The organism is Sphingomonas sp. JUb134, from assembly GCF_004341505.2.
Taxonomy (GTDB): Bacteria; Pseudomonadota; Alphaproteobacteria; order Sphingomonadales; family Sphingomonadaceae; genus Sphingomonas.
In genome coordinates this window covers 1,266,711-1,290,594 of sequence record NZ_SLYP02000001.1, presented here as the reverse complement: position 1 = coordinate 1,290,594, position 23,884 = coordinate 1,266,711, and the positions used below count along the sequence as shown (strand labels likewise).

At 68.5% G+C, this 23,884-nt stretch carries 19 protein-coding genes; 9 read left to right on the top strand and 10 right to left on the bottom strand.

The features are described 5' to 3' along the window. Window positions 1–90: 90 nt before the first annotated feature. From glyS to EDF69_RS06020, 3 genes are all read right to left on the bottom strand, one after another. On the bottom strand, window positions 91–2,613 hold the full coding sequence (gene glyS / locus EDF69_RS06030; RefSeq protein WP_239555327.1) for a glycine--tRNA ligase subunit beta: 2,523 nt from the start codon (window positions 2,611–2,613) through the stop codon (window positions 91–93). 150 nt (window positions 2,614–2,763) lie between these two features. After that, entirely contained in the window at window positions 2,764–3,630 is an 867-nt protein-coding gene (locus EDF69_RS06025) for a glycine--tRNA ligase subunit alpha (protein WP_132882657.1), read from the bottom strand. Window positions 3,631–3,975: 345 nt separating this feature from the next. After that, a complete protein-coding gene (locus EDF69_RS06020) occupies window positions 3,976–4,419 on the bottom strand; it encodes a GNAT family N-acetyltransferase (protein ID WP_132882546.1) in 444 nt (147 codons plus the stop codon). Window positions 4,420–4,724: 305 nt separating this feature from the next. Between EDF69_RS06020 and EDF69_RS06015 the strand changes: the two genes are divergently transcribed. Further along, entirely contained in the window at window positions 4,725–5,624 is a 900-nt protein-coding gene (locus EDF69_RS06015; protein WP_132882547.1) for a TraB/GumN family protein, read from the top strand. A 912-nt stretch (window positions 5,625–6,536) separates the two neighbouring features. Here the strand turns inward: EDF69_RS06015 and EDF69_RS06010 are convergent. From EDF69_RS06010 to EDF69_RS05995, 4 genes are all read right to left on the bottom strand, one after another. Next, window positions 6,537–7,430: a sulfotransferase domain-containing protein gene (locus EDF69_RS06010; RefSeq protein ID WP_132882548.1), complete on the bottom strand. Its 894-nt coding sequence runs from the start codon at window positions 7,428–7,430 to the stop codon at window positions 6,537–6,539. Further along, on the bottom strand, window positions 7,427–8,359 hold the full coding sequence (locus tag EDF69_RS19865; protein ID WP_132882549.1) for a methyltransferase domain-containing protein: 933 nt from the start codon (window positions 8,357–8,359) through the stop codon (window positions 7,427–7,429). Before EDF69_RS19865 ends, EDF69_RS06010 begins: the two co-directional genes overlap by 4 nt. Next, window positions 8,356–8,937 (bottom strand): calcium-binding protein, encoded by a 582-nt coding sequence (locus EDF69_RS19785; RefSeq protein WP_125958971.1) that lies wholly within the window; start codon window positions 8,935–8,937, stop codon window positions 8,356–8,358. Before EDF69_RS19785 ends, EDF69_RS19865 begins: the two co-directional genes overlap by 4 nt. 135 nt (window positions 8,938–9,072) lie before the next feature. After that, window positions 9,073–10,299, bottom strand: coding sequence for a glycosyltransferase family 4 protein (locus tag EDF69_RS05995; RefSeq protein ID WP_165889984.1), 1,227 nt, complete (start codon window positions 10,297–10,299; stop codon window positions 9,073–9,075). Window positions 10,300–10,447: 148 nt separating this feature from the next. Between EDF69_RS05995 and EDF69_RS05990 the strand changes: the two genes are divergently transcribed. The 8 genes from EDF69_RS05990 to EDF69_RS05955 all read left to right on the top strand — a co-directional run bounded on the left by EDF69_RS05990 (window position 10,448) and on the right by EDF69_RS05955 (window position 19,535). After that, window positions 10,448–11,785, top strand: a complete 1,338-nt coding sequence (locus tag EDF69_RS05990) for an ATP-binding protein (protein ID WP_165889985.1) — start codon at window positions 10,448–10,450, stop codon at window positions 11,783–11,785. 19 nt (window positions 11,786–11,804) lie between these two features. After that, window positions 11,805–12,695, top strand: a complete 891-nt coding sequence (locus EDF69_RS05985) for a hypothetical protein (RefSeq protein WP_132882552.1) — start codon at window positions 11,805–11,807, stop codon at window positions 12,693–12,695. Continuing rightward, window positions 12,692–13,711 (top strand): glycoside hydrolase family 5 protein, encoded by a 1,020-nt coding sequence (locus tag EDF69_RS05980; RefSeq protein WP_339538012.1) that lies wholly within the window; start codon window positions 12,692–12,694, stop codon window positions 13,709–13,711. The genes EDF69_RS05985 and EDF69_RS05980 overlap by 4 nt, the downstream gene beginning before the upstream one ends. 477 nt (window positions 13,712–14,188) lie before the next feature. Continuing rightward, window positions 14,189–15,124, top strand: a complete 936-nt coding sequence (gene cysD, locus EDF69_RS05975) for a sulfate adenylyltransferase subunit CysD (protein WP_132882553.1) — start codon at window positions 14,189–14,191, stop codon at window positions 15,122–15,124. A gap of 124 nt (window positions 15,125–15,248) precedes the next feature. After that, window positions 15,249–17,168, top strand: a complete 1,920-nt coding sequence (gene cysN / locus EDF69_RS05970; RefSeq protein ID WP_132882554.1) for a sulfate adenylyltransferase subunit CysN — start codon at window positions 15,249–15,251, stop codon at window positions 17,166–17,168. After that, window positions 17,165–17,914, top strand: a complete 750-nt coding sequence (locus tag EDF69_RS05965; protein ID WP_425336593.1) for a 3'(2'),5'-bisphosphate nucleotidase CysQ — start codon at window positions 17,165–17,167, stop codon at window positions 17,912–17,914. Before cysN ends, EDF69_RS05965 begins: the two co-directional genes overlap by 4 nt. Window positions 17,915–17,932: 18 nt before the next feature. Further along, on the top strand, window positions 17,933–18,724 hold the full coding sequence (locus EDF69_RS05960) for a sulfite exporter TauE/SafE family protein (protein WP_132882555.1): 792 nt from the start codon (window positions 17,933–17,935) through the stop codon (window positions 18,722–18,724). Between the two features lie 70 nt (window positions 18,725–18,794). Next, window positions 18,795–19,535 carry a cytochrome b gene (locus EDF69_RS05955; protein WP_132882556.1) on the top strand — a complete coding sequence of 247 codons (741 nt, stop codon included), beginning with the start codon at window positions 18,795–18,797 and terminating at the stop codon, window positions 19,533–19,535. A 13-nt stretch (window positions 19,536–19,548) separates the two neighbouring features. On the opposite strand, the gene EDF69_RS05950 is transcribed toward EDF69_RS05955, so the two are convergent. The 3 genes from EDF69_RS05950 to EDF69_RS05940 form a co-directional block, all read right to left on the bottom strand. Next, entirely contained in the window at window positions 19,549–20,277 is a 729-nt protein-coding gene (locus tag EDF69_RS05950; protein ID WP_132882557.1) for a metallophosphoesterase family protein, read from the bottom strand. Next, a complete protein-coding gene (locus tag EDF69_RS05945) occupies window positions 20,261–21,049 on the bottom strand; it encodes a nucleotidyltransferase family protein (RefSeq protein ID WP_132882558.1) in 789 nt (262 codons plus the stop codon). Before EDF69_RS05945 ends, EDF69_RS05950 begins: the two co-directional genes overlap by 17 nt. 1,418 nt (window positions 21,050–22,467) lie before the next feature. After that, the gene (locus tag EDF69_RS05940; protein ID WP_132882559.1) at window positions 22,468–23,757 is read right to left on the bottom strand and encodes a GumC family protein; all 1,290 of its coding nucleotides are present in this window, start codon (window positions 23,755–23,757) and stop codon (window positions 22,468–22,470) included. Window positions 23,758–23,884 lie beyond the last annotated feature (127 nt).

Sequence of the window (23,884 nt, the reverse complement as noted above, 5' to 3'; positions counted from 1 at the left end):
CCTTGCGTGGGTTGGAGTGCGTTCCCTGGGGAGGAGGATCACAAACCAGACCTTCGGGCGAAGGATAGCATCAGCGCATCGGGCTGTCCGCTATCCTTCGATCCGGGAGAAATCGGCCACGCGATGCACCGCCGCCCGCACCCGCGCCAGCAACGCGAGCCGTGCCGTGCGCTTGGCGGGATCGGCGTCGTTGACGGTCACCTTGTCGAAGAAGGCATCGATCGGCGCACGCAGCGACGCGAGTGCCGCCATCGCGCCCTCGAAATCCTCGTCGGCGATCGCCTTGGCCGCGCGCGGCTCGGCAACGTCGAGGGCCGCCATCAGCGCGTCCTCGGCCGGCTCCGGCTCGTAGGAGAGCGACTGCGCACGCTCGCTGCGGGCGAAGGCGGCGACGGAGCCGGTGAATTCGCCCTGCTCCACCTCGACCAGCGGGTCCTCCTCGCCGGTCTGGGGAATGCCGTCAGGCTGGCCGCCGGCAAAGGGGTGCGCCGTGCCATCGTGCTCGGTCGTGCCCTGGCGGTCGACCGCCTGGTTGGCCTCCTCGTCCTGGTGGCGCAGGTTGCCGGGGGTGCCGGTGCTGCCGGTCGGAACCGAGGCGTCGGTCGCGTCCGGCGCATTGGCGGCAACGCTGCGGCGCTGGCCCAGCGCGGCCGCAGGGGCTTCCGCCGTCCCTTCTTCTTCCGTACCCCGGCGAAGGCCGGGGTCCAGGGACTCACGCGCGGCGTGATCCGGGAGAGTGCGGGCCTGGGCCCCGGCCTCCGCCGGGGTACGCGGGTGATCGGGGGTGGTGTAGCCCTCCTTCTTCAGGATGTTGGCCGCACGCTTGTAGCCGGCGAGCAGGTTGGTGCCGTCCTCGGTGGTCACGAACCCCTGCAACGCATGCACCCGCGCCAGCAGCCGGACGAGATCGTCCTCACCGCCCAGCGCAAACACCGCGTCGATCAGGTCGTGGCGAACCCCCGCCTCGCGCTGCTGCACCTTCAGGCGATCGGCGAAGAAGTCGAGCACGTCCTCGCCTGCGACCTGCGACAGAGGCAGCCGCAGCTTGTTGTCGAGCAGCAGGGCGATGACGCCAAGCGCCGAGCGCCGCAGCGCGAACGGATCCTTGGAGCCGCTCGGCTTGAGGTCCACGCCGAAGAATTGCGTAATGCTGTCGAGCTTGTCCGCCAGCGCGACCGCCACCGCCACCGGCGCGGTCGGCACGTCATCGCCCTGCCCGACCGGCTTGTAATGGTCGCGGATCGCCTCGGCGACTTCCGCCGGTTCGCCCTGCGCGGCGGCATAATAGCCGCCCATCAGGCCCTGCAGCTCCGGGAACTCGCCGACCATGCCGGTGACGAGGTCCGCCTTGGCAAGCCGCGCCGCGCGTTCGGCCATGTCGGCCAGCCGCGCGCGATCGGCGCTCACCGTGCCCGCAGCGATGTCGCGTGCGTCGATCGGCGAGGACGACGGATCGAGCGGCAGCTCGACATGCGCCGGCGCCTCGCGCGCCCCGACGATGCCCTGCTCCACCAGCCAGCGCGCGAGCTTCGCCACCCGGTCGACCTTGTCGGCGACGGTGCCGAGCTTCTCGTGGAAGACGATCTTTTCCAGCTTGGGGGTGAGGTCCTCCAGCCGCGTCTTGAGGTCGGTCTCGTAGAAGAACTTGGCGTCCGACAGCCGTGCCGCCAGCACCTTGCGATTGCCCTCGACGATCTTGTCGCCGCCGTCCTCGGCATCGATGTTGGCGGTGCAGACGAACGCGTCGGCGAGCTTGCCCTCGGCGTCGCGGCAGACGAAATACTTCTGGTTCACGCGCGCGGTGAGCTGGATCACCTCGGGCGGCACCGACAGGTAGCTTGCGTCGAACCGGCCGAGCAGCGGCATCGGGAATTCGGTGAGGCCGGCGTTCTCGAACAGCAGCCCCTCGTCCTCGACCAGCGTCAGCCCCGCGCCCTGCGCCGCGAGCTTGGCGCCCACCGCAATGCTCGCGCGGCGCTCCGCCCCGTCGACGATGACGTGGCAGGCGCGCAGCTTCTCGACATAGTCGTGCGCCGATCCGATGGTGATGGCACCGGGATGATGGAAGCGATGGCCGAGCGTCGCTGCACCGGAGGTGACGCCGAACACTTCGAACGGCACCACCGTGTCGTCGAGCAGCGCGACGATGCCCTGCAGCGGACGCACCCAGCGCGGGCTCTCGGTCGATACCGAGGGCGCGCCCCAGCGCATCGCCGTGGGCCAGGGAAAGGCCCGAACGACCGCCGGAACGGCCTCGGCCAGCACTTCGGCCGTCGCACGGCCCGGCTTGTCGGTGACGGCGAACAGCACGCCGTCCCGCTCCACCAGGTCCTCGCGCGTGAGGCCCGTCTTGCGCAGGAAGCCCTCCAGCGCCTGCGGCGGCGCGGAGGCACGCGGCCCCTTCACTTCCTCGCGGACCGCCTCGGTCGCGAGCGGCAGCCCGCGCGCGATCAGCGCCAGCCGGCGCGGGCTCGCATAGGTGACGATTTCCGCCGCCTTCAGCCCGGCCTTGCCGAGTTCGGCGGCGAACAGCTTGGCCAGGTCCTCGCGCGCCCGCTCCTGCATGCGCGCCGGGATTTCCTCCGAGCGGAGTTCGAGAAGAAAATCAGACATCTCAGTTCCTCCCCTGCAAGGGGAGGGGGACCATGCAAAGCATGGTGGAGGGGTATCGGCCGCAGGCGAGCGCATCGCGGGTGGGAAGTACCTCTCCACCAGCTGCGCTGGTCCCCCTCTCCTTCCAAGAGAGGATCTTCGCGTCACGTATCATGCCGTCCACCCCGGAAAGCGCGCCTGCCATTCGGGCGTCTTCTTCTCGATCCACTTGGCGCACGCACCCTTCGCCAGGTCCCGCACCCGGCCGATATAAGCCTGGCGCTCCGCGACCGAGATCACGCCGCGCGCCTGCAGCAGGTTGAAGGTGTGGCTGGCCTTGATCGCCTGCTCGTACGCCGGGATCGGCAGGCCCGCGGCGAGGCAGCGCTCGCACTCGGCCGCGGCCTTGCGGAACTGGTCGAACAGCGTGTCGGTGTCGGCGACCTCGAAGTTCCAGGTCGACATCTGGACCTCGTTCTCGTGGAACACCTCGCCATAGGTGACGCCCGCGTCGTTGAACGCCAGGTCGTACACCGAATCCTTGTTCTGGATGTACATGGCCAGCCGCTCGAGCCCGTAGGTCAGCTCGCCCGCCACCGGCTTGCAGTCGAACCCGCCCATCTGCTGGAAATAGGTGAACTGGGTGACTTCCATCCCGTCGCACCAGACTTCCCAACCCAGGCCCCAGGCGCCCAGCGTCGGCGACTCCCAGTCGTCCTCCACGAAGCGGATGTCGTGGCGGGTGAAGTCGATGCCGATCGCCGCCAGCGAGCCGAGGTACAGCTCCTGCAGGTCCGCCGGGCTCGGCTTCAGGATCACCTGATACTGGTAGTAATGCTGCAGCCGGTTCGGGTTCTCGCCATAGCGCCCGTCGGTCGGACGGCGGCACGGCTGGACGAACGCGGCGTTCCACGGCTCCGGCCCCAGCGCGCGCAGCGTCGTGGCGGTGTGGAAGGTGCCGGCGCCCATCTCCATGTCGTACGGCTGGAGGATGAGACAGCCCCGATCGCTCCAATAGTCATGGAGCGTGAGGATCATGCGCTGGAAGCTGAGTGGCTCGGACACGGCCGCGCTTTGACCCATGACCCGAAAGGGGTCAAGCATCGAGCCTCTCCGGGAGCGTCGGCAGGTGGCGATACCGCCGTGCGGCTGCCGTGCCGGGAAGCGCGGGCCAAGGGCGGCGAGGCGCAAACACCCGTTTTAGAGGTTTCCCGCTGGCCGCCTCCCGGGGTGGCTCCATCAGACGCCGACCATGTCCAACACGACTCATCAACCAGCGCGGCGCGGTCTTCTAGCCGTGGGTGATAGATCCCTGTCCGAAGTGCGGATTGAGCATCGACGCTGAACCCGATTCCGGCCTTGGCGCATAGACCTGAACCGCCGTCAGGTCAGCGCGAAGTCGTAAGCATAGAACTCGGTATCCCGCGTCCAGCCAGCGCGCTCATATAAGGATTGAGCCTTCGCGTTGTCGGCCGCGGTTGAGAGCGACAACCGTGCCGCGCCAATCTGCCGGCCATAGGTGCAGGCAGCATCGAGCAGGATCCTGCCAAAGCCAGACGCACGCGCGTCGGGTGTGACAAACAGGTCATTGAGGATGAAGGTTCGAGATAGTCTGACAGACGAGAAGCTCGGATAAAGCTGCGCAAAGCCGACGTCGCGCCCGTCCTTGCGTGCAAGCAGGATGACGGACTGCTGGTGCTCCAATCGGTCCTTCAAGAATGTTCGTGCAGCAGCGGGATTTGAAGGCTGTCCGTAAAACTGGCGGTACGCATCAAACAACGGAACGAGAGTGTCCAGATCGGCGATGGTGGCTTGGCGAACCGTCATGTTAGCGCTTCCGATTAGTAGCAGCCGGCTCTTGGCCGAGCCTTCTATGTTCCGCAACGGATGGATGTCCGCTACGCGTCGTTGCCGCCCAAAAAGCTCTCGGTTCGCTTCCCGCCCAATTCACCATCCGTGCATGAGCTTCCCCTTCCGGAAAAGCTGGATTGGCGCAGCCCGAGGCCGACGACCCCGAACCTTCGGTTGACAAAGCACATATCGCGCGAAATTCGCACCGCGTCGGCGACAATGCTGCCGTCGGCACATCCGCCCGCTTCTGCTCGCGCGCGCCAGCCTCTAAGAACACCGGCATGCCGCTCGTCCGCCTGCTCCTGGCCGCCTTCGTCCTGTTCTTCGCCGGCCCTGCCGCGCGCCCGGCAGGACCGCCGCCGCAGCCGGCGCTGTGGGCGGTGCGGGATGCCGACACCATCGTCTATCTGTTCGGATCGGTGCACGAGCTGCACCCGGATCTCGCCTGGTTCCAGGGGCCGGTACGCCGCGCATTCGAGGAGAGCGACACGCTGGTGCTCGAACTGGTCGCCCCGCCCGAGGGGGAGGTGCAGGCGGCACTCCGCCGCGTGGCGCCCCCGGCCGATGCGCCTCCGCTTCCGGAACGCCTGCCCCCCGGCTATGCGGAGAAGCTGGCCGCCGCGACGCGCGCAGCCGGCTATCCGGAAGGGGCGTTCGACCGCATGGACCCGTGGCTAGCGGCGACTTCGCTCTCGATCCTGCCGCTCCGCCGGACCGGCTACAGCCGGGAAGCGGGCGTGGAGGCCGTGCTCACCGCGTCCGCACGGCGTGCGGGCAAGCCGATCGAGGGCCTGGAGACCCAGCGCGACCAGATCGCGATGTTCGACCAACTGCCGGAGGCCGAGCAGATCGCGATGCTGACGCGCGTCCTCGACGGGCAGGATGCCGCCGCCGATCTCATGCGCCGCACGGCCGAGGCGTGGAGCCGCGGCGATACCGACACCCTCGCCGCGATCATCGCCCACGACCTGCGCCAGACCTCGGACGCCGTGCAGCAGCGCGTGCTCGCCGACCGGAACGCCGCCTGGGCGAACTGGGTCACGCGGCGCATGGACCGACCGGGCCGTGTCTTCATGGCAGTGGGCACCGGCCACCTCGTCGGCCCCGGATCGCTCCAGGACGCCCTCGCCGCCAAGGGGCTGCACGTCCGCCGCCTCACCCCTGCGCCGACGAAGCCTTGAGGCCACCCGCGCACCGTCGCGGCCGGTCGCCCGACTGCTTGGCCTGACGGCGTGGGCAACGGAGTGGTTTCAACGATGATGTGGAGGCCTCGGCCAAGCTTAGCGCGCCGAGCCGAGCCGAGCCGAGCCGAGCCGAGCCGAGCCGAAGCGCCGCAGACCGGCTGATGTTGCGTCAACAGACGTCGAAGCGCCTAGGCGTACATGGCGGCCGCAAACGCCTTCACGTGCCCTGACGCGGTGTTTACGAGGCGGGACCGATTCGCGGGTGCATCCTCTCGGCGAGCGCTACCACGCTGGTGCGCCGTGGCCGTTCTTTCAACCGTTCTCCTGGGGCTATGCCGCCGTTCCCGACAAACCGTATGCCGTCGCCGGCGGCAGATCTTCGGCGCAGCGGCGAACGGTACCGCGCCGGCCGCCGATCGGTCCTCGTGAGTGCGCGTAAGGAGTTGGCGCTAGACGCCGTCACCGTCGTGTCCTGCCACGGGGACAGCCTCCTACGAGGTGTCGCAAAGCGACGGACACGCCGGTTATCCCGTTAAACAATCCGCCGGAGCCTTCTGGAAACCGCGCAGCCCGTACTTCGAGAGCCGTCCGAGAGCCGCATCGGCTGATCGACGTTCCGGTGCCATCCTTCTGACTGCCGGGCGAACCGCCTTCGCTCCCTCTGCTGTCAGCATGAGCCGATCGGCCATTGGCGACTTCCAAGTCGCACGCCATCGCGGCGCCGTTGCCGCACAAGCGGCGAGCCATGTCCCGCATCGATGAGCCAAGTGTGCCGAACGCCAGTTCCGGATGCCGCGATCGGGCGCGCCATGGCGCGACTGCCCGAGCATAGGAACCACCCAACCTGCCACACCGCTTCGTGCAATGGCGAAGCGCTGGCGGGTGGGACCGACCGGCTGCTGGATGCCATCACCCCCACGGCATCGGTCGCCCGAGCAACGCCTCCAGCTCCGCCTGGTGCGGGGCGAACAGTCTCGAAAGCTCCACGCGCTCCTCCTTCGACACAGCGAATCGGAACAGGCGATCCACGCGCGCGGGCGTTATCGTATCGATTCCGCGACGCACCACACGCCCGGCCAGTCCGGAAGGCGGCAAATGGCGCGCGAGCCGCATTGCCAGATAGCTTCGGCGGGCATTCAGCTGCTCGTAGAGGGACGGCACCTCGAACGGTGCCAGGCCGAGGTGCGCGAACAGCCGCTGCGCCGTCGCGGGCTTGACCGTGTCGGGCGCGACGTCCTGTTCATAGATCAGCACCATCAGCGGCTCCCGCCCGAACGCGTCGATCCAGTGCCGCAGGTGGCGCGCGTACATGCCCATCGAGGCGATGCCCAGCGTCCAGAGATGGTCGAGGATCCGCGCGTCCGGCGCGATCCGCCCCTGGTTGATGTGATGATGAAAGGCGGAGATTGCCCGATCGACCGGGTTGCGCAGCGTCGCCACCAGCCGCAGCTGCGGGCGCAGCTCGGCCAGCTTGGGCGCAAGATCATGGTGCTCGCCCGGCACCGTCCGATCCCGGGGATCGAGGTGATTCCACAGGTAATTCGGCGTGCACTCCCCACGCAGCTGTCCCGCCCCGGCAGCGGCGAACTGGTCCGCATACCAGCCGCATCCTCGCGAAAGCGCCGACGATTTGTTGAAGAAGTGCAGTTCCTTGGCCGGCGGGATAAAGACGCCGGGGTGCTGGCTCAACACATGGTGGATCCAGGTGGTGCCGCATTTCTGGGCGCCCAGCACCAGGAAGTCGATCGGCACGCTGGCCGCACCGGCGTCGACCTCCGGCCGCTCACGCAGCGCAACGCTCATCGCACCCGCCTTGCGAGGTACAGCATGTCCCGGAACCGGGAGCGGTACGGGATCACCAGCGGCACCGGCTGTCCGAGCGTCTTCTTGATCAGAGCCTTGGCTGCCCAACTGGCCGTGTCCAGCCGCACCAGGTCGCGACGATAGGGTTCGAACCCCGCCTCGCCGAGGAAGGCGTCGAGCTGCGGACGCCCGGCGAACACCAGATGGTCGGGCAGGGCGAGCCGGTCGGGATAGCTGTCCGCGCTGTCGAGCTCGGCCCCATTGCCGGTCATCAGCACCAGCGTGCCCCCGGGGCGCACCAGCCGACGCAGGTCGGAGAGGAAACTGCCGGGGTCCGGCAAATGCGAGAACACGTTGATCAGCGACACGAAGTCGAACCGCTCGGTCACCTGCGCAAGCGGTTCGGAGGTGACCGGCAGCCCACGGGCCCGCGCGTGCGCCGCCTTGACCGCCATGGGCTCGATTCCGCGGATCCGCGAGCCGGCAGGAAGCACGTCCCGCAACGCCTCGAGCAGTTCGCCGAAGCCGGAACCGATGTCGAGCCAGGTCACCGGATCGTTCCCCAGCTCGCCCGCGAGCACCCGCTGCATCCGGTTGCGATAGCGGGCGAGCTTGCGGCGGCTGGGCGAGTAGACCACCGACATCGCGCCCACCTCATGCCGGTGTTGGCCGGTGCGCGTCGCCTCGCTGATCGTCTCGTCGGCCGGGCGTGGCGAGACATAGACGAGCCCGCACCCGACGCACTTCACCGCCGAATAGCCGTTCTCGCATCCCCAGCCCCACGCCTCCCGGCGGTCGCAAAACGGACACGGCACCACGACCTGCGTCTCGAGCGCCGTCATCGGCTCGGGGTCGGCCGGGATACCGGCCCCGCGCGAGGCGGAGCCGATATCCTGCGAGACCAGCCGGAGTGCCGGTGCCTCGCTCACGCCGCGAACGCGAGGCCGCCGGTGTAGCCCAGGCTCTCGAGATAATCCTCGAGCGCGGCGATCTGGCGGTCCTGCGCCGCATTGTCCTTCTCGGTCATAACGTCCGCCAGCCACAGCTGCTGGGTCGAGCCGTTGTCCGACGTCAGGGTGATTCGGATGTCCGGCCGCTCATTGTCGGCATAGAGGCTGTCGGGAAGATCGGTGATCACCGCGGCGGTGATCGTCACCCCGTTCTTGAGCAGGAGCGTGTCGCCCTGCGTCAACTTGAAGTCCTTGATGATGTCGTTCGTGCCGTCGCTGTGATTGAAGTCGTCGAAGACGAACTTGTCGGCGCCATATCCGCCGAACAGGAAGTCGCTTCCCGATCCGCCGAAGAGGATGTCGTCGCCGGCGTCCCCCTGCAGATAGTCGTTGCCTTGCTGCCCGGCGAGATTGTCGTTGCCCGACCCGCCCTTGATCCGGTCCGTGCCATGGGTGCCGTTCAGACGATCATTGCCGGCGTCGCCCTTGAGGACGTCCTCCCCGTTCCCATCCGCGACGATCACGCTGTCACCCGAAGTACCGTTATAGTATGCCATGCTTACCTCCCGACAAAGGGCGCAGTATCGGCTATCAAGCGACTTGCCTGATCTGATTAGTTTGTAAAATCGGTACTACGCACCGCAGCGCAATTTACTTCTGAAGTTCATCACTTGACAATTGCAAGCGCAGCCTCATCTCCGGAGATTGCTCCGATTGGGCTGGGCAATTCGTCCATTTTGGAGGTCCGAAATGGATGGAGGGGAAGTTGCTCCCACCGCGCCCACGAGACCCAGCAATTCGCCGGCAACCTCGTCCCAATCGGCCACGGCCTCCGGGGGGCCTCGCCCCTTCTCCAGCGCCCTGCGCAGCGCATCCGCCGCGCTCTCCTGGCAATCCGGGTCATAGGACAGCGCGCCCGGCACGCCGCGCATCGCAAACGCCGGCCCCACCACCGGCAGCCCGCAGTAGCGATATTGGAGGTTCTTCAGGCTGGATTCGGCCAGGTAGGCGAGCCCCGGCACGCGCCGATAGAGCGCCAGCCCAACGTCCGCATGCTGGACGAACGGCACGAGTCGCTCGAACGGCTGCTCCCCCCATGCCGTGAGGTTCGCGCGCAGCGGGAACGCGAGCGGCGTGCGCCCGAAATAGTGGAACCGCACGTCGGGGAACGCACCGGCAAGCCGCTCCAGCAGTGGCTGGTCCAGCATCATGTCGCCGATCAGCACCGCGTTCGGGCCGCTGCTGTACGGGGAGGCCGAGACGCGGTCGAAGGCGCGCCGATCGATGCCATGGCGGACAAGCGCCGCGCGCGCGCCCGGCAGGTCATCCAGCAGCGCGGCCGCGGGGACACGCACCAGATCATAGCCCGCCGCGTCCGCCCGCAGCCTTCGCTCCAATCCCGGGTGCATGCCGACCACCGTCAGTCGGTCGCTCATGCTGTAGAGGATCCGCGCCTGCCGGGCGATCCGGCGGATGCGCCGGAACAGCGCGACCGCCGCGCAGCTTTCGATCACCACCAGCTCCGCAGTCTGCAGCGGTTTCACCACGGTGCGCGGCAACAGGGCGGCGTAGGCGGCGATCAGCGGTGCCGCCACCCACTGCCACAGCCGGCGACGTGCACCCACCGGATGCACCGGCGGGACCCACAGGAAGCCCCGCATGCCGTCGGCCGCGTACCAGCGATTGCGGGGCACGCCGCGCAGGGCGCCGAGCTTGCTCCCTCGCCGCAGCCCGCTGAGCCAACTCAGCTGCACGGTGACGACGTGAACCCGGTAGCCCCGCCGCACCAGCGCCTCGGCCAGGAACACCATGCTGGTCTTGCGCGCCTGCAAGCCGATCGTCTGTTGGGTGAAGAGGAATGCGGCAGGTGGCTCCACGCTGCCGTCTTTTCCGCTGTCGAACAAAAAATCGGCCGCCATCCCGCCCCTCGATCCACCGGCTGCAACGCAGCTGCCAGTCATGATCGCGCGCCTGCCAGGTGCGTACAATGCTGGATTGGTTCAATACTGCCGCACTTGTTGGACCCGTCTACTTTTCTACTTGCCGCATGCGCCGTACGACTTGGCCATGGCAGACGATGGCAAGACACGCGGGTGGTGGCACCAGGTTCGACGCGCCGTCCATCGCATCGTGCGTTGGGCGGTGAACGAGCGGCCGTCGCCTGCCCCCTCAGCCCTGCACCACCGCAGCGCACCGGCACTCCCGGTGGGAGCGCCGGCAGGCGAGGGAACGGCGATTGTTTCCAACATGGATGCAATGCCGGTCCATCCCGCGGCGGAATGCACCCAGGCCCCGGCGCAGCGCTTTGCGGCAGCGATGGGGCCCCGGTCGCAGCGCGCCCGCGTCATCGCCGCCTTCAATGCCGCGCAGCCGGTGGACGACCGCTACGAACTGCTCGGGCGCATGGCCGAGCTCAACCGCCTCGTCGATGGCGTGGTCGAGCGGCGCCAGCATGCAGTGATCTTCGGCGTCCGCGGCTCGGGCAAGACGTCGCTCGCGCGGATCTTCGGCGATCTCGCCGATGAGGCGGAATGCGTTGCCCTCTATCACGCGGCGACCGGCGACACCGAGTTCGTGGACCTGCTGCGTCCCTATCTTCCCTTCTTGCAGGCGGAGGCGCGTCCCGCCGGCCGGGCTGCACTATCCGCGCTCGCGGAGCGCGATTTCACGGCGCGCGACTTCGTAAGCGCGGCCGCGCCCGGGCTCGCGCGGCGGGTCTTCCTGATCGTGGACGAATTCGACCGCATCGAAAACGCGCAGACGAAGGCGCAAATGGCGAGCCTGCTGAAGCTGCTGTCCGACACGCGCGCCCCGCTCCAGTTCCTGCTCGTCGGAATCGCCGCCGATGTGGACGAACTGCTCGAGGCCCACCCGTCGCTGCGCCGTCACCTCACCGCCGTGCCGATCCGCCCGTTCGGATCGCGCGCCGTGGAGGCGGTGATCGACGAGGGCTCACGGCGCAGCGGCCTGCTCTTCCCTGCCGAGGCGCGCGTGCTGATCGGCGCCGCCGCGGCGGGCTCTCCCTATCATGTCCGCCTGTTCTGCCAGGCAGCCGGCCTGGCGGCGGCGGAGGCCGGCGCCGGCACGGTCGATGTGGCGGCGGTGCGCACCGGACTGGCCGCGAGCTTCGAGGAATGGGCCAGCGTCAACGCGTCCGCCGCCGCGCTGTTCGAACGCCTCTGCCGGCTTGCCGATCTTCGCGAGCGGCTGCGGGCGCTCGCCTGCGATGCCGCCGCGCATCAGACGGTTGCCGCCGACCGGGTACCGCAGGCGCTCGCCCCCGCCCTGCTGTTCAACGATGCCGGCACCGCCGTCTTCGCGGACTCGCTCGCACCGCAGTTCCTGCTCGCGCGGCTCCAGCTCGCAGCCTCCGAGCACCGGCCGGCGATGGCGGCCGCAGAATGAAAATCGGGAGAGTCCTGCCATGAGACTGCGCTCCACCGCGCTCGATGCACGCAGCCTGGAGGGCGCGCGGCTGTGGCCGAACGATACCTCCGGCGACTCGGGTCGAGGCCCGCTGCCGCCCCCCGGAATGCCCTCCATCGACGCCTTCGGCGATCCGATGGCCTCGCATCCGCAGGAAGTCGGAGGCGCGGTGCACGACGGCGCATCCGCCTCCCGCAGTGCCGCCATGGGAGCGGTCCGGCACGGTTCTCTGCTGCATCCGGGCGACCCTCGCGTCGACCCGTCCGTCTTTGCCGCGTTCGACGCCGTCGGCGACGCGGTGGCTCGCATCCGCGACCTGCGCAGCGCCTTGTCGAGCCGCTGGCACAGCGACACCCACGATGACTGCCGAGCCGTCGCGCTGATCGGCCTCGACGCGAGCGTGGAGGTGGCATCCGTGTCGGCGAACCTCGCGGTCGTCTGCGCGCAGCTCGGCTGGCCGACGCTGCTGATCGACGGCGATATCCAGGCCCCGGCGCAGGACCGGCTCTTTCGCACAGCAAATCAAGCGGGTCTGTCGACACTGCTCAAAGAGGCGGAGGGACGCGCTGCCGTCCAGCCGACCGCGATCGAGCGGCTATCGCTGCTGCCGGCGGGCCCCTCAGCGGGTGATGGTGCCGAGCTGATCGAGCGCAAACCGCTGGCAGACGCGCTGGAAGGCCGCATCGGCCGCTACCGGCTGCTCCTCCTCAGCCTTTCCGCGCGCGGGGAGTCGACCCGTTTCGGCGCGGTCGACACGATCCTGAGCGGCTTCGACGGCGCGCTGGTACTGGCGAGCCGCAACGCCAGCGCGCTCCGCCCGCTCCAGCGGCTGACCATGCTGCTGGAGGAAAGCGGGGTGCCGCTGCTGGCGACGGTGATCGTGCCGTGACCGGCGGCGTTCGCACCGTCGTGCTCCCGCTCCTCGTCGCGCTGCTCTCCTCGCCCGCCGCCTCCGTCGCGCAGGGCAGGCCGCAGTTGACCGGCGTCAACCTCGCAGGCGGCGAGTTCAAGCCTGGGAGGCGCCCAGGCGTCTATGGCAAGGACTACCTCTACCCGCGGGACGCCGATCTGGCGACATTCGCCAAAGCGGGCATGAACGTCGTGCGCGTGCCGCTCCGCTGGGAGCGCGTGCAGCCGGGGCTTTCGCAGGCGCTCTCTCCGGAGGAAGTCGGGCGGCTCGATGCGGTCGTCGCCAGGGCGTCCGCCCACGGGCTGACGGTGATCCTCGATGTGCACAACTACGGCAGATATGCCGGCCGCAGCGTCACGGAGCCGGTGGTCGCCGACGGGCTGGTCGATCTTTGGAGGCGCCTCGCCGCGCATTACAGGGGCCAGCGCGTCGCCTTCGGGCTGATGAACGAGCCGCATGGCATTGCCGCGACCGACTGGCGCAGGATCGTCGACCGGGTGATGCGCGCGATCCGCGCCACGGGCGCCCGCAATCTTGTCCTCGTGCCGGGTACGAAGTGGACCGGCGCCCACAGCTGGATGCGCACCGGCGGTGGCGGCTCCAATGCCGATGCGTTTGCCGGGTTTCGCGACCCCGGCGGCAACTTCGCGTTCGAAATGCACCAGTATCTCGACAGCGACTCCTCGGGCACCCACCCCGGCTGCGGCGGCCCGGATACCGGAGTCGACCGACTTCGTGCTGCCACCGCCTGGCTGCGCTCGGTGCGGGCGCGCGGCTTCCTCGCCGAGTTCGGCGCCGGCGGCGACGCCGCATGCCTGGCAACCCTCGACCGCATGCTCGCCTATATGGACCGGAACGGGGATGTCTGGTCCGGCTGGACCTATTGGGCGGCGGGCCCCTGGTGGCCGGCCAGCTACGCCTTCAGCGTGCAGCCGAGCCGCACGGGCGGCGAGCGGCCGCAGATGCGGGTCCTACGCCGCCACTTGGCGCGGTAGAACGCGCCGCGGCGCCGAGGGAGTCCATGTCGCCTCTCCGGATCGTCGAGCCCAAGCGGGCAGCGCGCCCTCCTTCCGTCGCCCGACGACGCAGTCTTGCCGACCCCGGAGAAGAAGCTGCGCGCCCTTAGCCATGCGATCGAGCGCAGACGATCCTCTTGCGTACTGCACCCGATGGGAAGGCCAACACTGGCCTCGCCAATCTCAACGCCGTGGCCCCTTCATCGCTGCGCCACACCAGAATGACCATGTCGCCGATCGAGACTCGCACCCGTGGCACTCCAGCCGCACGTCGCAACAAACCCGCCGATCCAAGCATCTCTATCATCCCGCGAAGTTATCATTTGCGGTTTTCGCCGCTTCCTCGGCCCTCCTAAAGTTCCGCTTTTACCCGCCCAAGATCTCTCCGGGACGGACCGAGTAAATGGGCCAATTCGCCATTGTACGGCCTGGAACGTTCTGCCAACTCCACGGGCTATGAACGCCTCTTCGCCCATCCGCCGGCCGTCCGGGTCCAGCCTCACGCACCTCCAGCGGCTCGAGGCAGAGAGCATCCACATCCTGCGCGAAGTGGTGGCGGAGGCAGAGCGGCCGGTGATGCTCTATTCGGTCGGCAAGGATTCGGCCGTCATGTTGCACCTCGCCAAGAAGGCGTTCTTCCCAGCGCCGCCGCCGTTCCCGCTGCTCCATGTCGACACCACCTGGAAATTCCGGGCGATGTACGACCTGCGTGACAAGGCCGCAGCGGATGCCGGCATGGAGTTGCTGGTCCACCACAATCCGGACGCGATGGCGCGCGGGATCAATCCGTTCGACCACGGCAGCCTGCACACCGATCTCTGGAAGACCGAGGGGCTGAAGCAGGCGCTCGACAAATACGGCTTCGACGCAGCGTTCGGCGGCGCCCGCCGGGACGAGGAGAAGAGCCGCGCCAAGGAGCGCGTGTTCAGCTTCCGCTCGGCGAGCCACCGCTGGGATCCCAAGGCGCAGCGCCCCGAACTTTGGCGCCTCTACAACGCGCGCAAGGCCAAGGGGGAGTCGATCCGCGTCTTTCCGCTCTCCAACTGGACCGAACTCGATATCTGGCAATACATCCTGGCGGAAGGGATCGAGATCGTGCCGCTCTACTTCGCCGCACCCCGGCCCACCGTGGAGCGCGACGGGATGCTGCTGATGGTGGACGACGAGCGCTTTCCGCTGCGGCCCGGCGAGACTCCCGTCGAACGCTCGATCCGTTTCCGCACGCTCGGCTGCTACCCGCTGACCGGCGCGGTGGAGAGCGAGGCGGCGACCCTGTCGGAAGTGATCCAGGAGATGCTGCTCACCACCACCTCCGAGCGCCAGGGCCGCGCCATCGACAAGGACGAAGGCGGCGCCGGCATGGAGAAGAAGAAGCAGGAGGGCTATTTCTGATGCGGGTCGCGTTCCTTCTCTCCCGCCACCCTGGACCTGTTTCCGGGTCCATTCCTCCCCGCGCACCGATGCTGCCTGCGGCGCGGTGGATGCTGAAACACGTTCAGCATGACGAGGCCTGCTGATGTCCGTGCTCGACGATCCGATCTACAAGACCGACGCCCTCATCGCCGAGGATATCGACGCCTATCTGGAGGCGCACCAGAACAAGACGCTGCTGCGCTTCATCACCTGCGGGTCGGTGGACGATGGCAAGTCGACGCTGATCGGCCGCCTCCTCTATGATTCGAAGATGATCTTCGAGGATCAGCTCGCGGCGCTGGAGAACGACAGCCGGCGCATCGGCACCCAGGGCCAGAACATTGACTTCGCGCTGCTGGTCGACGGCCTCGCCGCGGAGCGCGAGCAGGGCATCACGATCGACGTCGCCTACCGCTTCTTCGCGACCGAAAAGCGCAAGTTCATCGTCGCCGACACACCCGGCCATGAGCAGTACACGCGCAACATGGTCACCGGCGCGTCCACCGCCGATCTTGCCGTAATCCTGATCGACGGGCGCAAGGGCGTGCTCACCCAGACCCGCCGCCACAGCTATCTCGCTCACCTGATCGGCATCCGCCACATCGTGCTGGCGGTGAACAAGATGGACCTGGTCGGCTATGATGCGGATCGGTTCGCGGAGATCGTCGCCGACTATCGCGCGTTTGCGCGCTCGATCGGCATCGAGGACTTCACCGCCATCCCGATCTCGGGCCTGGGCGGCGACAACATCGCCAGCCGCTCGGACCAGACACCCTGGTACCAGGGTCCGACGCTGATCGAGCATCTGGAGACGCTCGAGGTCGACCTTGCCGCCGACCGGCGCCGCCCGTTCCGCATGCCGGTGCAGTGGGTCAATCGCCCCAACCTCGACTTTCGCGGCTTCGCCGGCCTGATCGCCAGCGGTACCGTGAAGCCGGGCGATGCGGTGCGCGTGCTGCCATCGGGCCGCACCTCCACCATCGCCCGCATCGTCACCCTGGACGGCGACCTGGAGGAGGCCGGCGCCGGCCAGTCCGTCACCCTCACGCTCGCCGACGAGATCGACTGCTCGCGCGGCGACGTGCTGGTCGCCGCCGACGCGCCGCCGCAGGTCGCCGATCAGTTCCAGGCGACGATCGTGTGGATGGATGCGGAGGATCTGCTCCCCGGCCGCGGCTATTGGATGAAGATCGGCACCCGCACCGTCAGCGCGACCGTGCAATCGCCCAAGCATGCCGTCGACGTGAACACGATGGCCGAGCTTTCGGTGAAGACGCTGGGCCTGAACGACATCGGCGTGGCGGAGGTCTATACCGACCGCGGCATCGCGTTCGAGCCGTACGCCGACAGCCGCGACCTGGGCGGCTTCATCCTGATCGACAAGCTCACCAACGCGACCGTCGCTGCCGGCATGCTGCAGTTCGCGCTCCGCCGCAGCCAGAACGTGCATTGGCAGGCGGTCGAGATCACCCGCGAGGCCCACGCCGCGCAGAAGCACCAGGCATCCAAGGTGCTGTGGTTCACGGGTCTCTCCGGATCGGGCAAGTCGACCATCGCCAATCTGGTCGAAAAGCGGCTGCATGCCCTTGGCAAGCACAGCTTCCTGCTCGACGGCGACAACATCCGCCACGGGCTCAACAAGGACCTGGGCTTCACCGATGCCGATCGCGTGGAGAACGTCCGCCGCGTCGGCGAGGTGGCGAAGCTGATGGCCGATGCCGGGCTGATCGTGCTCACCGCCTTTATCTCGCCGTTCCGGGCAGAGCGCGAGCTGGTGCGCAGCATGTTGCCCGACGGCGAGTTCGTCGAGGTGTTCATCGACACCCCGCTGGAAGTGGCCGAGGCCCGCGACGTGAAGGGCCTCTACCGTAAGGCACGCGCCGGCGAGCTCAAGAACTTCACCGGCATCGACAGCCCCTATGAGCCGCCCGAGGCGCCGGATATCCACGTCGACACCACGCGGGAGACGCCGGAGGCGGCTGCCGAACGGATCGTGGCCCAGCTGCTCGGCACCACGGCGTGACGACGCTGGCGGAGGACGCCGCGCTCGCCCGCCGCATCGCCGAAAGTGCCGGCCGGCTCTTGATGGAAATCCGCGGCTCCGGCCTGTTCGCGGGCAAGGCGCTGGGCAAGGCGGGCGATTGCGTCGCAAACCGCTTCATCCTGGAGGTGCTGGCGCAGGCGCGTCCGGACGACGCGGTCCTTTCCGAAGAGGAGCAGGACGACGCTGCGCGGCTGTCGGCGGAGCGCGTGTGGATCGTCGATCCGCTCGACGGCACCCGCGAATATAGCGAGGGGCGCAGCGACTGGGCGGTGCATGTGGCGCTGTCGATCGGCGGACGGGCTGCGGCAGGCGCCGTTGCGCTGCCAGCGCTCGGCGTGACGCTGGCGTCGGATACGCCGCCGGTCCTCCCGCCGCCACACGGCGGCGCACCGCGCATGCTGGTGAGCCGCAGCCGTCCGGCCGAACAGGCGGTCGCGGTCGCGCAGGCGATCGGCGCCGAACTCATCGCGATGGGATCGGCCGGGGCGAAGGCGATGGCAGTGGTTCGCGGTGAGGCGGACATCTACCTCCACACCGGCGGCCAGTATGAATGGGACAATTGCGCGCCCGTCGCGGTCGCCGCTGCGGCCGGGCTGCACGTCAGCCGCATCGACGGCCAGCCGCTCGTCTACAATTGCGCCAACCCCTACCTCCCGGACCTGCTGATCTGCCGGCCGGAAGCCGCGCCCCGCCTGCTCGCGCTGGTCGCCGAGCGGTCGGCCTAGCCGCCGCAGCGGGGGGCGATGGACCTGTACAATGTGATCGCCGGCCTGGGTGTCGGGCTGCTCGTCGGCGTGACCGGCGTGGGCGGCGGATCGCTGATGGCACCCATCCTGATCCTGCTGCTGGGGGTGACGCCGATCACCGCGGTCGGCACCGACCTGTGGTTCGCCGCGATCACCAAGTCGGTGGGCGGCTTCATCCATCATCGCCACCGCGGCACCGACGGCGGCCCGGACTTCCAGGTCGTGCGCCGGCTGTGCGTCGGCAGCCTTCCCGCCGCCGGGCTCACGCTGTGGGTGCTCGCGCATACCGACACCCATGCGATCAAGGGTGGGCTGATCCTGCATGCGCTGGGCGTGGTGCTGCTGCTGACGGCGGGGGCCACGCTGCTGCGCCCGCGGCTGCAACGCGCGGCGATCCGCTTCCGCGCCCGATCCGCCGCCCGCTTCCACCACCTCCAGCCGCCGCTGACGGTGCTCGCGGGAGCGTTGCTGGGGGTGATGGTGACGCTCACCTCGGTAGGCGCAGGCGCGCTCGGCGCCGTCATCCTCTTCGCCCTCTATCCGCTGCGCCTCACTACCCGGAAGCTGGTGGCCACCGACATCGTCCATGCCGTGCCGCTGACGCTGGTCGCGGGGCTCGGCCACCTGTCGCTGGGCAATGTCGACGCGCCGCTGCTCGGCGGCCTGCTGCTGGGCTCGATCCCGGGCATCATCGCCGGCTCGCTATTCGCCTCTCGCGCCTCCGACCGCGTCCTTCGCCCGACCCTGGCGCTGGTGCTGGTGATCACCGGGATGCGGTTGCTCGCCTGACAGCCTCCGCGTGCTTGACCCGGCGGCCGGTGAGGGACAGGTTTACGCAGGTTTGAAGGAGTGGGTCCACATGGGGGTCGACACCTACGACGGGAGCGCGCGCCGAAGGCTGCGCTACGCCAATGTCGCGATCGCCCTGCATTGGGCGATCGCTGCGCTGATCCTCTACAACCTCGTCTCCGGGCTGCTGCGCCCGGTGCTGCCCCGCGGCTTTTTCGCCTTCCACGTCTCGTCCGGGATCTCCATCCTGGTGCTGACGCTGGTCCTGGTCGGCTGGCGGCTTACCCACCGCCCGCCGCCTTTCCTGCCCATGGCGCAGTGGGAAAAGCGGCTCGCCAAAGCTGTCCACCTCCTGCTCTACGCCGCCATGCTGCTGATGCCCTTCTCCGGCTGGGCGATGATCTCGGCCAATCCGCCGGCCGACTCGCCGGGCGCGGCCTGGGCGGCCGAGAACCCGCCGGGGGCGCCCCCCGCACCCACGCTCAAGCCCGACACGACCTCCCGCGGCGGCCCTGCCGGCGAGGGCAAGGGCGGCGGGCTGCCGCCGCGCAAGCGCGGCCCGACCGAAGTCTGGGGCCTGTTCCCGCTGCCGATGATCGGTCCCGTTCAGGAACTCGGCCGCACGCCTGCGGGGGTGCCGGAACAGCGCGCCGTGCATGCGCGGATCGAGACCTTCCACGCCATCGGCGCCTGGATCCTGCTCGCGCTGCTGCTGCTCCACGTCGCCGGCGCCCTCAAGCACCAGTTCGTCGACCGCCAGCGCGAGCTCGCCCGCATGGGGCTGGGCCGGCCCGACCTACGGGTCGGTTGAGCGGCGCCCCGCGCTAGACTTCGTACAGCACGTACGGCTTGCCGAACTGCTCGGTCAGCACGAACTGCGCGACGTTGTAGACGGGAATACCGCGCCGGGTGCGCCCCTCATAGCTGCCGCGATGCGCATGGCCGTGCAGCACCAGCCGCACATTGTCGAAGCGGTCGACCGCATCGGCCAGGCGCGACGAGCCGAGGAACGGCCAAATCTCCTTGGGCTCGCCTTCCACGGTCGCCGCAACCGGGGAATAATGGAGCAGCGCCACCGCCCGGTCGGTGCGCAGCGTTCGCAGCGCATTCTCCAGCTTGCGCGCCTCGGCCAGGGATTCATCGACGATGTCCTTGATCGCCTTTTCGCCGAACGCGCCCAGCTCGGCGCGATCGAAGCCGCCGACGAAGCCCTTCACGCCCGCGAAGCCGACCCCGGCGATCTCCACCGCCTGCTCGTCGAGCACCGTCACGCCCGCACCCTGGAGGATGCGCACCACCTCTTCGGGCTGGCCGCATTCGTAATCATGGTTGCCGAGCACGGCGACCACCGGGATCGTGCAGTGGCGCAGGTCCTCGGCCAGATTCTCGGCCTCGCGCGTCCTGCCGAAGTTGGTGAGATCGCCCGTCAGCGCCAGCACGTCCGCCTTCTCGGAGATCTCCGCAAACAGGTCGCGGTAGCGGTTGGGGTCGGCGTCGTTGACGTGCAGGTCGCCGGTCGCGGCGAGGACGATGCGCTCAGGCTTTTCGCTCATGCTGCTCCTCAAGTCCCTTGCCGACCACGTCGGCGAAGCCCCAGTCACAAATGTCGACGAGATAGTCGCGCGGGCTCAGCAGCCGGCCGCGGCACACCTTCACGTTCGCCGGCGGCAGATCGGCCTGGAGCTTCGCCCGCTCGATCAGCTCGTCGAACAGCCAGCGCGGCACGCAGTCGCGCTCGGTCGGATAGATGAAGCGGAAGTTGAGCAGGTGGATCAGCAGCACTTCCCACTGCAGCTCCATGGTCGCCAGCAGCCGCTTCCAGTCGATTTCGTCGTGCTTCTTCAGGATGACGTGCGCCACGTCGGCACCGTCGTAGCGGTAGCGATCCTGGATGAAGAGCTTCGACAGGATGAACTCGGTCGGCGGCGTCACCGGCACGATGCTGCCGTAGATCTCCACCTCATAGGTGTCGCGGAACCAGTCCTCGGTGACGGGGATGCTGGCCGAGGACAGGTTGTAGATCACGTCGAAGAAATGATCGCCCTGCCAGACCTTGCCGATCCAGCGGTCGTCCTCGACCTCGATCTCGTAGCCGTGCTGCTTGAACCAGGCGAGCAGCCGCGGCGCGTCGCCCGCCTTGCAGAACACGTCCATGTCCTTGGTCGGGCGGATGATGCCGGTATGGCAGCTGAGCGCATAGGTGCCGGACAGCAGATAGGGCACGCCGGACTCGCCCAGCAGCCGGAGCGAGTCCGTATAGAAGCCTTGCGAATTGGGCGGGGGATCGAACGCGGACGCATCCAGCACCGGGGGTGTGTCGGTCATGCGCACGCGGTTTCCTTCCCTGATCTGCCGGGGGGGTGGCAGGACGGAAACAACGGGCTGCCGGGGCAAGCGTTCCGGATGGCGCCATTCCGGCAGGTCGTGCCCGGCCGGGCGAACGGCTCCGGCCGCGGCCATGCGACCGCGGAAAGTTAGTCGAAAGTTAGTCCAAGAACAGGCTTCGCGCACTCCCGGCGAAGCGCCCGCCCGGCGGCCGCGGCCCGCGGGAGAATCGGCAACGGGATGAGGGTCTTGGTCCGGCACCACTTCCGCCTTTTTGGAGGACGGAGCCGGTGTACCGCGCCCCATGTCCGGTAGGAAAGACGCGGTCCGGGAAGACGGGTTGCGCCGTGCGGCGGGGCGCCGGGATTGGCGATTCACACCGGCTAGAATGGGCATGCTCGCGTGGGCGATGGCGGAGAAGCGCGCCGATGAGCAGCACGGAGCCCGGCAGAAGCGGCGTGCTCTTTCCTGCGGCTGGATGCGCATCGCCCCTTTGCAGGAGCCGCGTCGCCCCAGACACACCCCAGATCAGCGCGGCCGCGGAACCCAAGCGGGCTGCGAAGATGCCGAACCTCGTCCGAACACCACGAGTCCCCCCCTTGCAGAGATACTCCGGCTTCAACCCCGAACGCTTCTTCCAAGACAAACCGTGGGCTTCACGGCGTCACGCACAGTCCCTGCCCGGCGACTGTCGGTTTCCTTGCTGCACGCACCCGCCAAACCAGGGAGCACGCAAGATCATCGTGCGAGGTTCAGCGTTACCTCAACGGATATCTTGATCGAAGGAGACCAGGTCAGCTTGCTCGCTTTCGCGAACTGCTCCTGGATGAATCCAAGTTCGGCAAGACCAGGTATTCCTTGCGTGATCCCGCTCAGCAGCAACGTGCTTGCGACGATCCAGCAAGCCACAAGAACCTTTATGCGCGTTCCCATTTCATCACACTCCGCCGCAGCAGTTCAAGACGAGCGGTCCCGGTGCAGTGCGCGCGAAAAGAAGGACTCGCCTCCAGGGTCGCGCCGGTGCACCCGTTGCTTCTACCAGACGACTCCGTCCCTGATCCAATGAACAATGGCAAAGAGGCGCCCCGGCCGCGAAGGGCAGGATGAACGCCGGAAGCGCCGCCCTTTGGTCACACCGGATTCCTGCGCAGGCAGGAATCCAGGGCCATGCAGACCAACGACTTGCGGCGCTTGGGACCCTGGGCTCCTGCCTTCGCAGGAGCACGTCAGGGGTTTCGCAGAGTATCGCTTCTCGGAAGTACGGCACGCGCGGTCTGCAAAGACCCGGCCGGGGCGAAGATAACGACCGCGAGTAGTTTCGCGCGCGTTCCTCGCCGGCCGACGTCCTGAACGGTTGGGATACATGGATCGATGCGCAACGCGCCTTGTGTCGAGCACCCGGCGTCGCGGGTTCCACCTCAGCCCAGGGCGATCACCGGGGCGCCGGTTGCCAGCTCAACGCCATGATCCGTGCGCACTCGCGGCTCCAGGAACTCGAGCCCCATGACGGAGGCGAGCCCGATGGCGATGCCCAGCACCGTTCCCAGCACCAGCATCAGCGGCAGGTTAGGCTTGTAGGGCAGGCGCGGCGGGTCGGCGCGATCGAGCAGGCTGGCATTGGCCTGGCTCGCCTGGCTGCGCACGAACTGCTGCCCGATCTCACGACGCATCTGGTCGTAGATCTGCTGTGCCGCATCGACGTCGCGCTGGAGGACGGTAAGCCGGTTCTGGTCGTCGGAGCCCGCGATCATCGCCTGCTCCCGCGCCGCGAGCCGGGCGCGGATGCTCGCCTCGCGCCGGCGCGACGCGGTGCTGGCGGCCTGGACCGATTCGGCCGCACTGCCGATCGCGGCGGACAGCTGCCCCTGGAGCGCCGCCAGCTGTGCGGTGGCGGCCTGCATGTCCGGATGGCTCGGCCCCAGCGTGCGGGAGAGTTCGGCGACGCGCGCCGCCTGGGTGGCGACGCTGGTGCGCAGCTGCTGCACCGCCATGTCGGACGCCACTTCGGGCACGCTGCGCGAACCGGCGCGCGACTGCGCTTCGGCGGCGGCTCCCTCCGCCTGGGCGAGTTCGGCATTCAGGGTGCGGAGCGATTCCGCATCCAGATCGAACCGGCCGGCACCGACCAGCCCCCGCTCCCGCTGATAGCGCGCCAGCGCCTCCTGCGCGCGTTCGAGTCGCCCGCGCACGTCGCGGGTGCGGCGTTCCAGCCAGCTCGAATAGCCCTGGGCGGCGACCGCCCGCAGCTGCGGCACCTGCGCGAGGTAGGATTCGGCAAAGGCGTTGGCGATGCGCGCCGCCCGCTCGGGATCCCGATCCTCGGCATTGACGACCATCACGTTGCTGGCCTTGGCATTGGTGACGCTGACCTTCGCGCGCAGCGCCGCCGCCGCCTGCTCCAGCCCGGCGCCGTCCGCCCCGGCACTCGCTGCGCCGCCGCCGAGCCGAACCGCCACGTCGCGCGCGACCCGGGCACTGCGGAGCACGTCGCCCTGGGTGGCGAGCAGGGCGTTGCTGCTTTGCGGCGCATCGCCGGCCATGCTTTCGGGATCGGACTGGGCGACGTTGAACAGCACCGATGCCGAGGCGCGGTAGAGTCGCGGCTGGGCGAGCGTCCAGCCGGCGACCAGCAGCAGCACCGCCGCCGCGACCAGCACCACCAGCCGCCATCGGACCAGCACCGCCGCCACCAGATCGCCCGCACCCATCCGCGCCCCTTCTTCCGCTTCCCCGGCACGCTACGACCCGGCCCGGCCTGCGGCCACGGGAAGCGACTCCATTCCCGAGTGATTCGCGCCCGAGTCGCGCAGGGCTTGTCTCCGCCCGCAGGCGGCG

Bases quoted from the DNA above. Each gene is read 5' to 3' on its own strand.
- EDF69_RS06025 (WP_132882657.1), bottom strand. From the start codon at position 3,630: ATGATCCTCACGCTCCATGACTATTGGAGCGATCGGGGCTGTCTCATC.
- EDF69_RS05985 (WP_132882552.1), top strand. From the start codon at position 11,805: ATGAGACTGCGCTCCACCGCGCTCGATGCACGCAGCCTGGAGGGCGCG.
- EDF69_RS05945 (WP_132882558.1), bottom strand. From the start codon at position 21,049: ATGACCGACACACCCCCGGTGCTGGATGCGTCCGCGTTCGATCCCCCG.
- EDF69_RS06020 (WP_132882546.1), bottom strand. From the start codon at position 4,419: ATGACGGTTCGCCAAGCCACCATCGCCGATCTGGACACTCTCGTTCCG.
- EDF69_RS05990 (WP_165889985.1), top strand. From the start codon at position 10,448: ATGGCAGACGATGGCAAGACACGCGGGTGGTGGCACCAGGTTCGACGC.
- cysN (WP_132882554.1), top strand. From the start codon at position 15,249: ATGTCCGTGCTCGACGATCCGATCTACAAGACCGACGCCCTCATCGCC.
- cysD (WP_132882553.1), top strand. From the start codon at position 14,189: ATGAACGCCTCTTCGCCCATCCGCCGGCCGTCCGGGTCCAGCCTCACG.
- glyS (WP_239555327.1), bottom strand. From the start codon at position 2,613: ATGTCTGATTTTCTTCTCGAACTCCGCTCGGAGGAAATCCCGGCGCGC.
- EDF69_RS05950 (WP_132882557.1), bottom strand. From the start codon at position 20,277: ATGAGCGAAAAGCCTGAGCGCATCGTCCTCGCCGCGACCGGCGACCTG.
- EDF69_RS05995 (WP_165889984.1), bottom strand. From the start codon at position 10,299: ATGGCGGCCGATTTTTTGTTCGACAGCGGAAAAGACGGCAGCGTGGAG.
- EDF69_RS06010 (WP_132882548.1), bottom strand. From the start codon at position 7,430: ATGAGCGTTGCGCTGCGTGAGCGGCCGGAGGTCGACGCCGGTGCGGCC.
- EDF69_RS05955 (WP_132882556.1), top strand. From the start codon at position 18,795: ATGGGGGTCGACACCTACGACGGGAGCGCGCGCCGAAGGCTGCGCTAC.
- EDF69_RS19785 (WP_125958971.1), bottom strand. From the start codon at position 8,937: ATGGCATACTATAACGGTACTTCGGGTGACAGCGTGATCGTCGCGGAT.
- EDF69_RS05960 (WP_132882555.1), top strand. From the start codon at position 17,933: ATGGACCTGTACAATGTGATCGCCGGCCTGGGTGTCGGGCTGCTCGTC.
- EDF69_RS06015 (WP_132882547.1), top strand. From the start codon at position 4,725: ATGCCGCTCGTCCGCCTGCTCCTGGCCGCCTTCGTCCTGTTCTTCGCC.
- EDF69_RS05940 (WP_132882559.1), bottom strand. From the start codon at position 23,757: ATGGGTGCGGGCGATCTGGTGGCGGCGGTGCTGGTCCGATGGCGGCTG.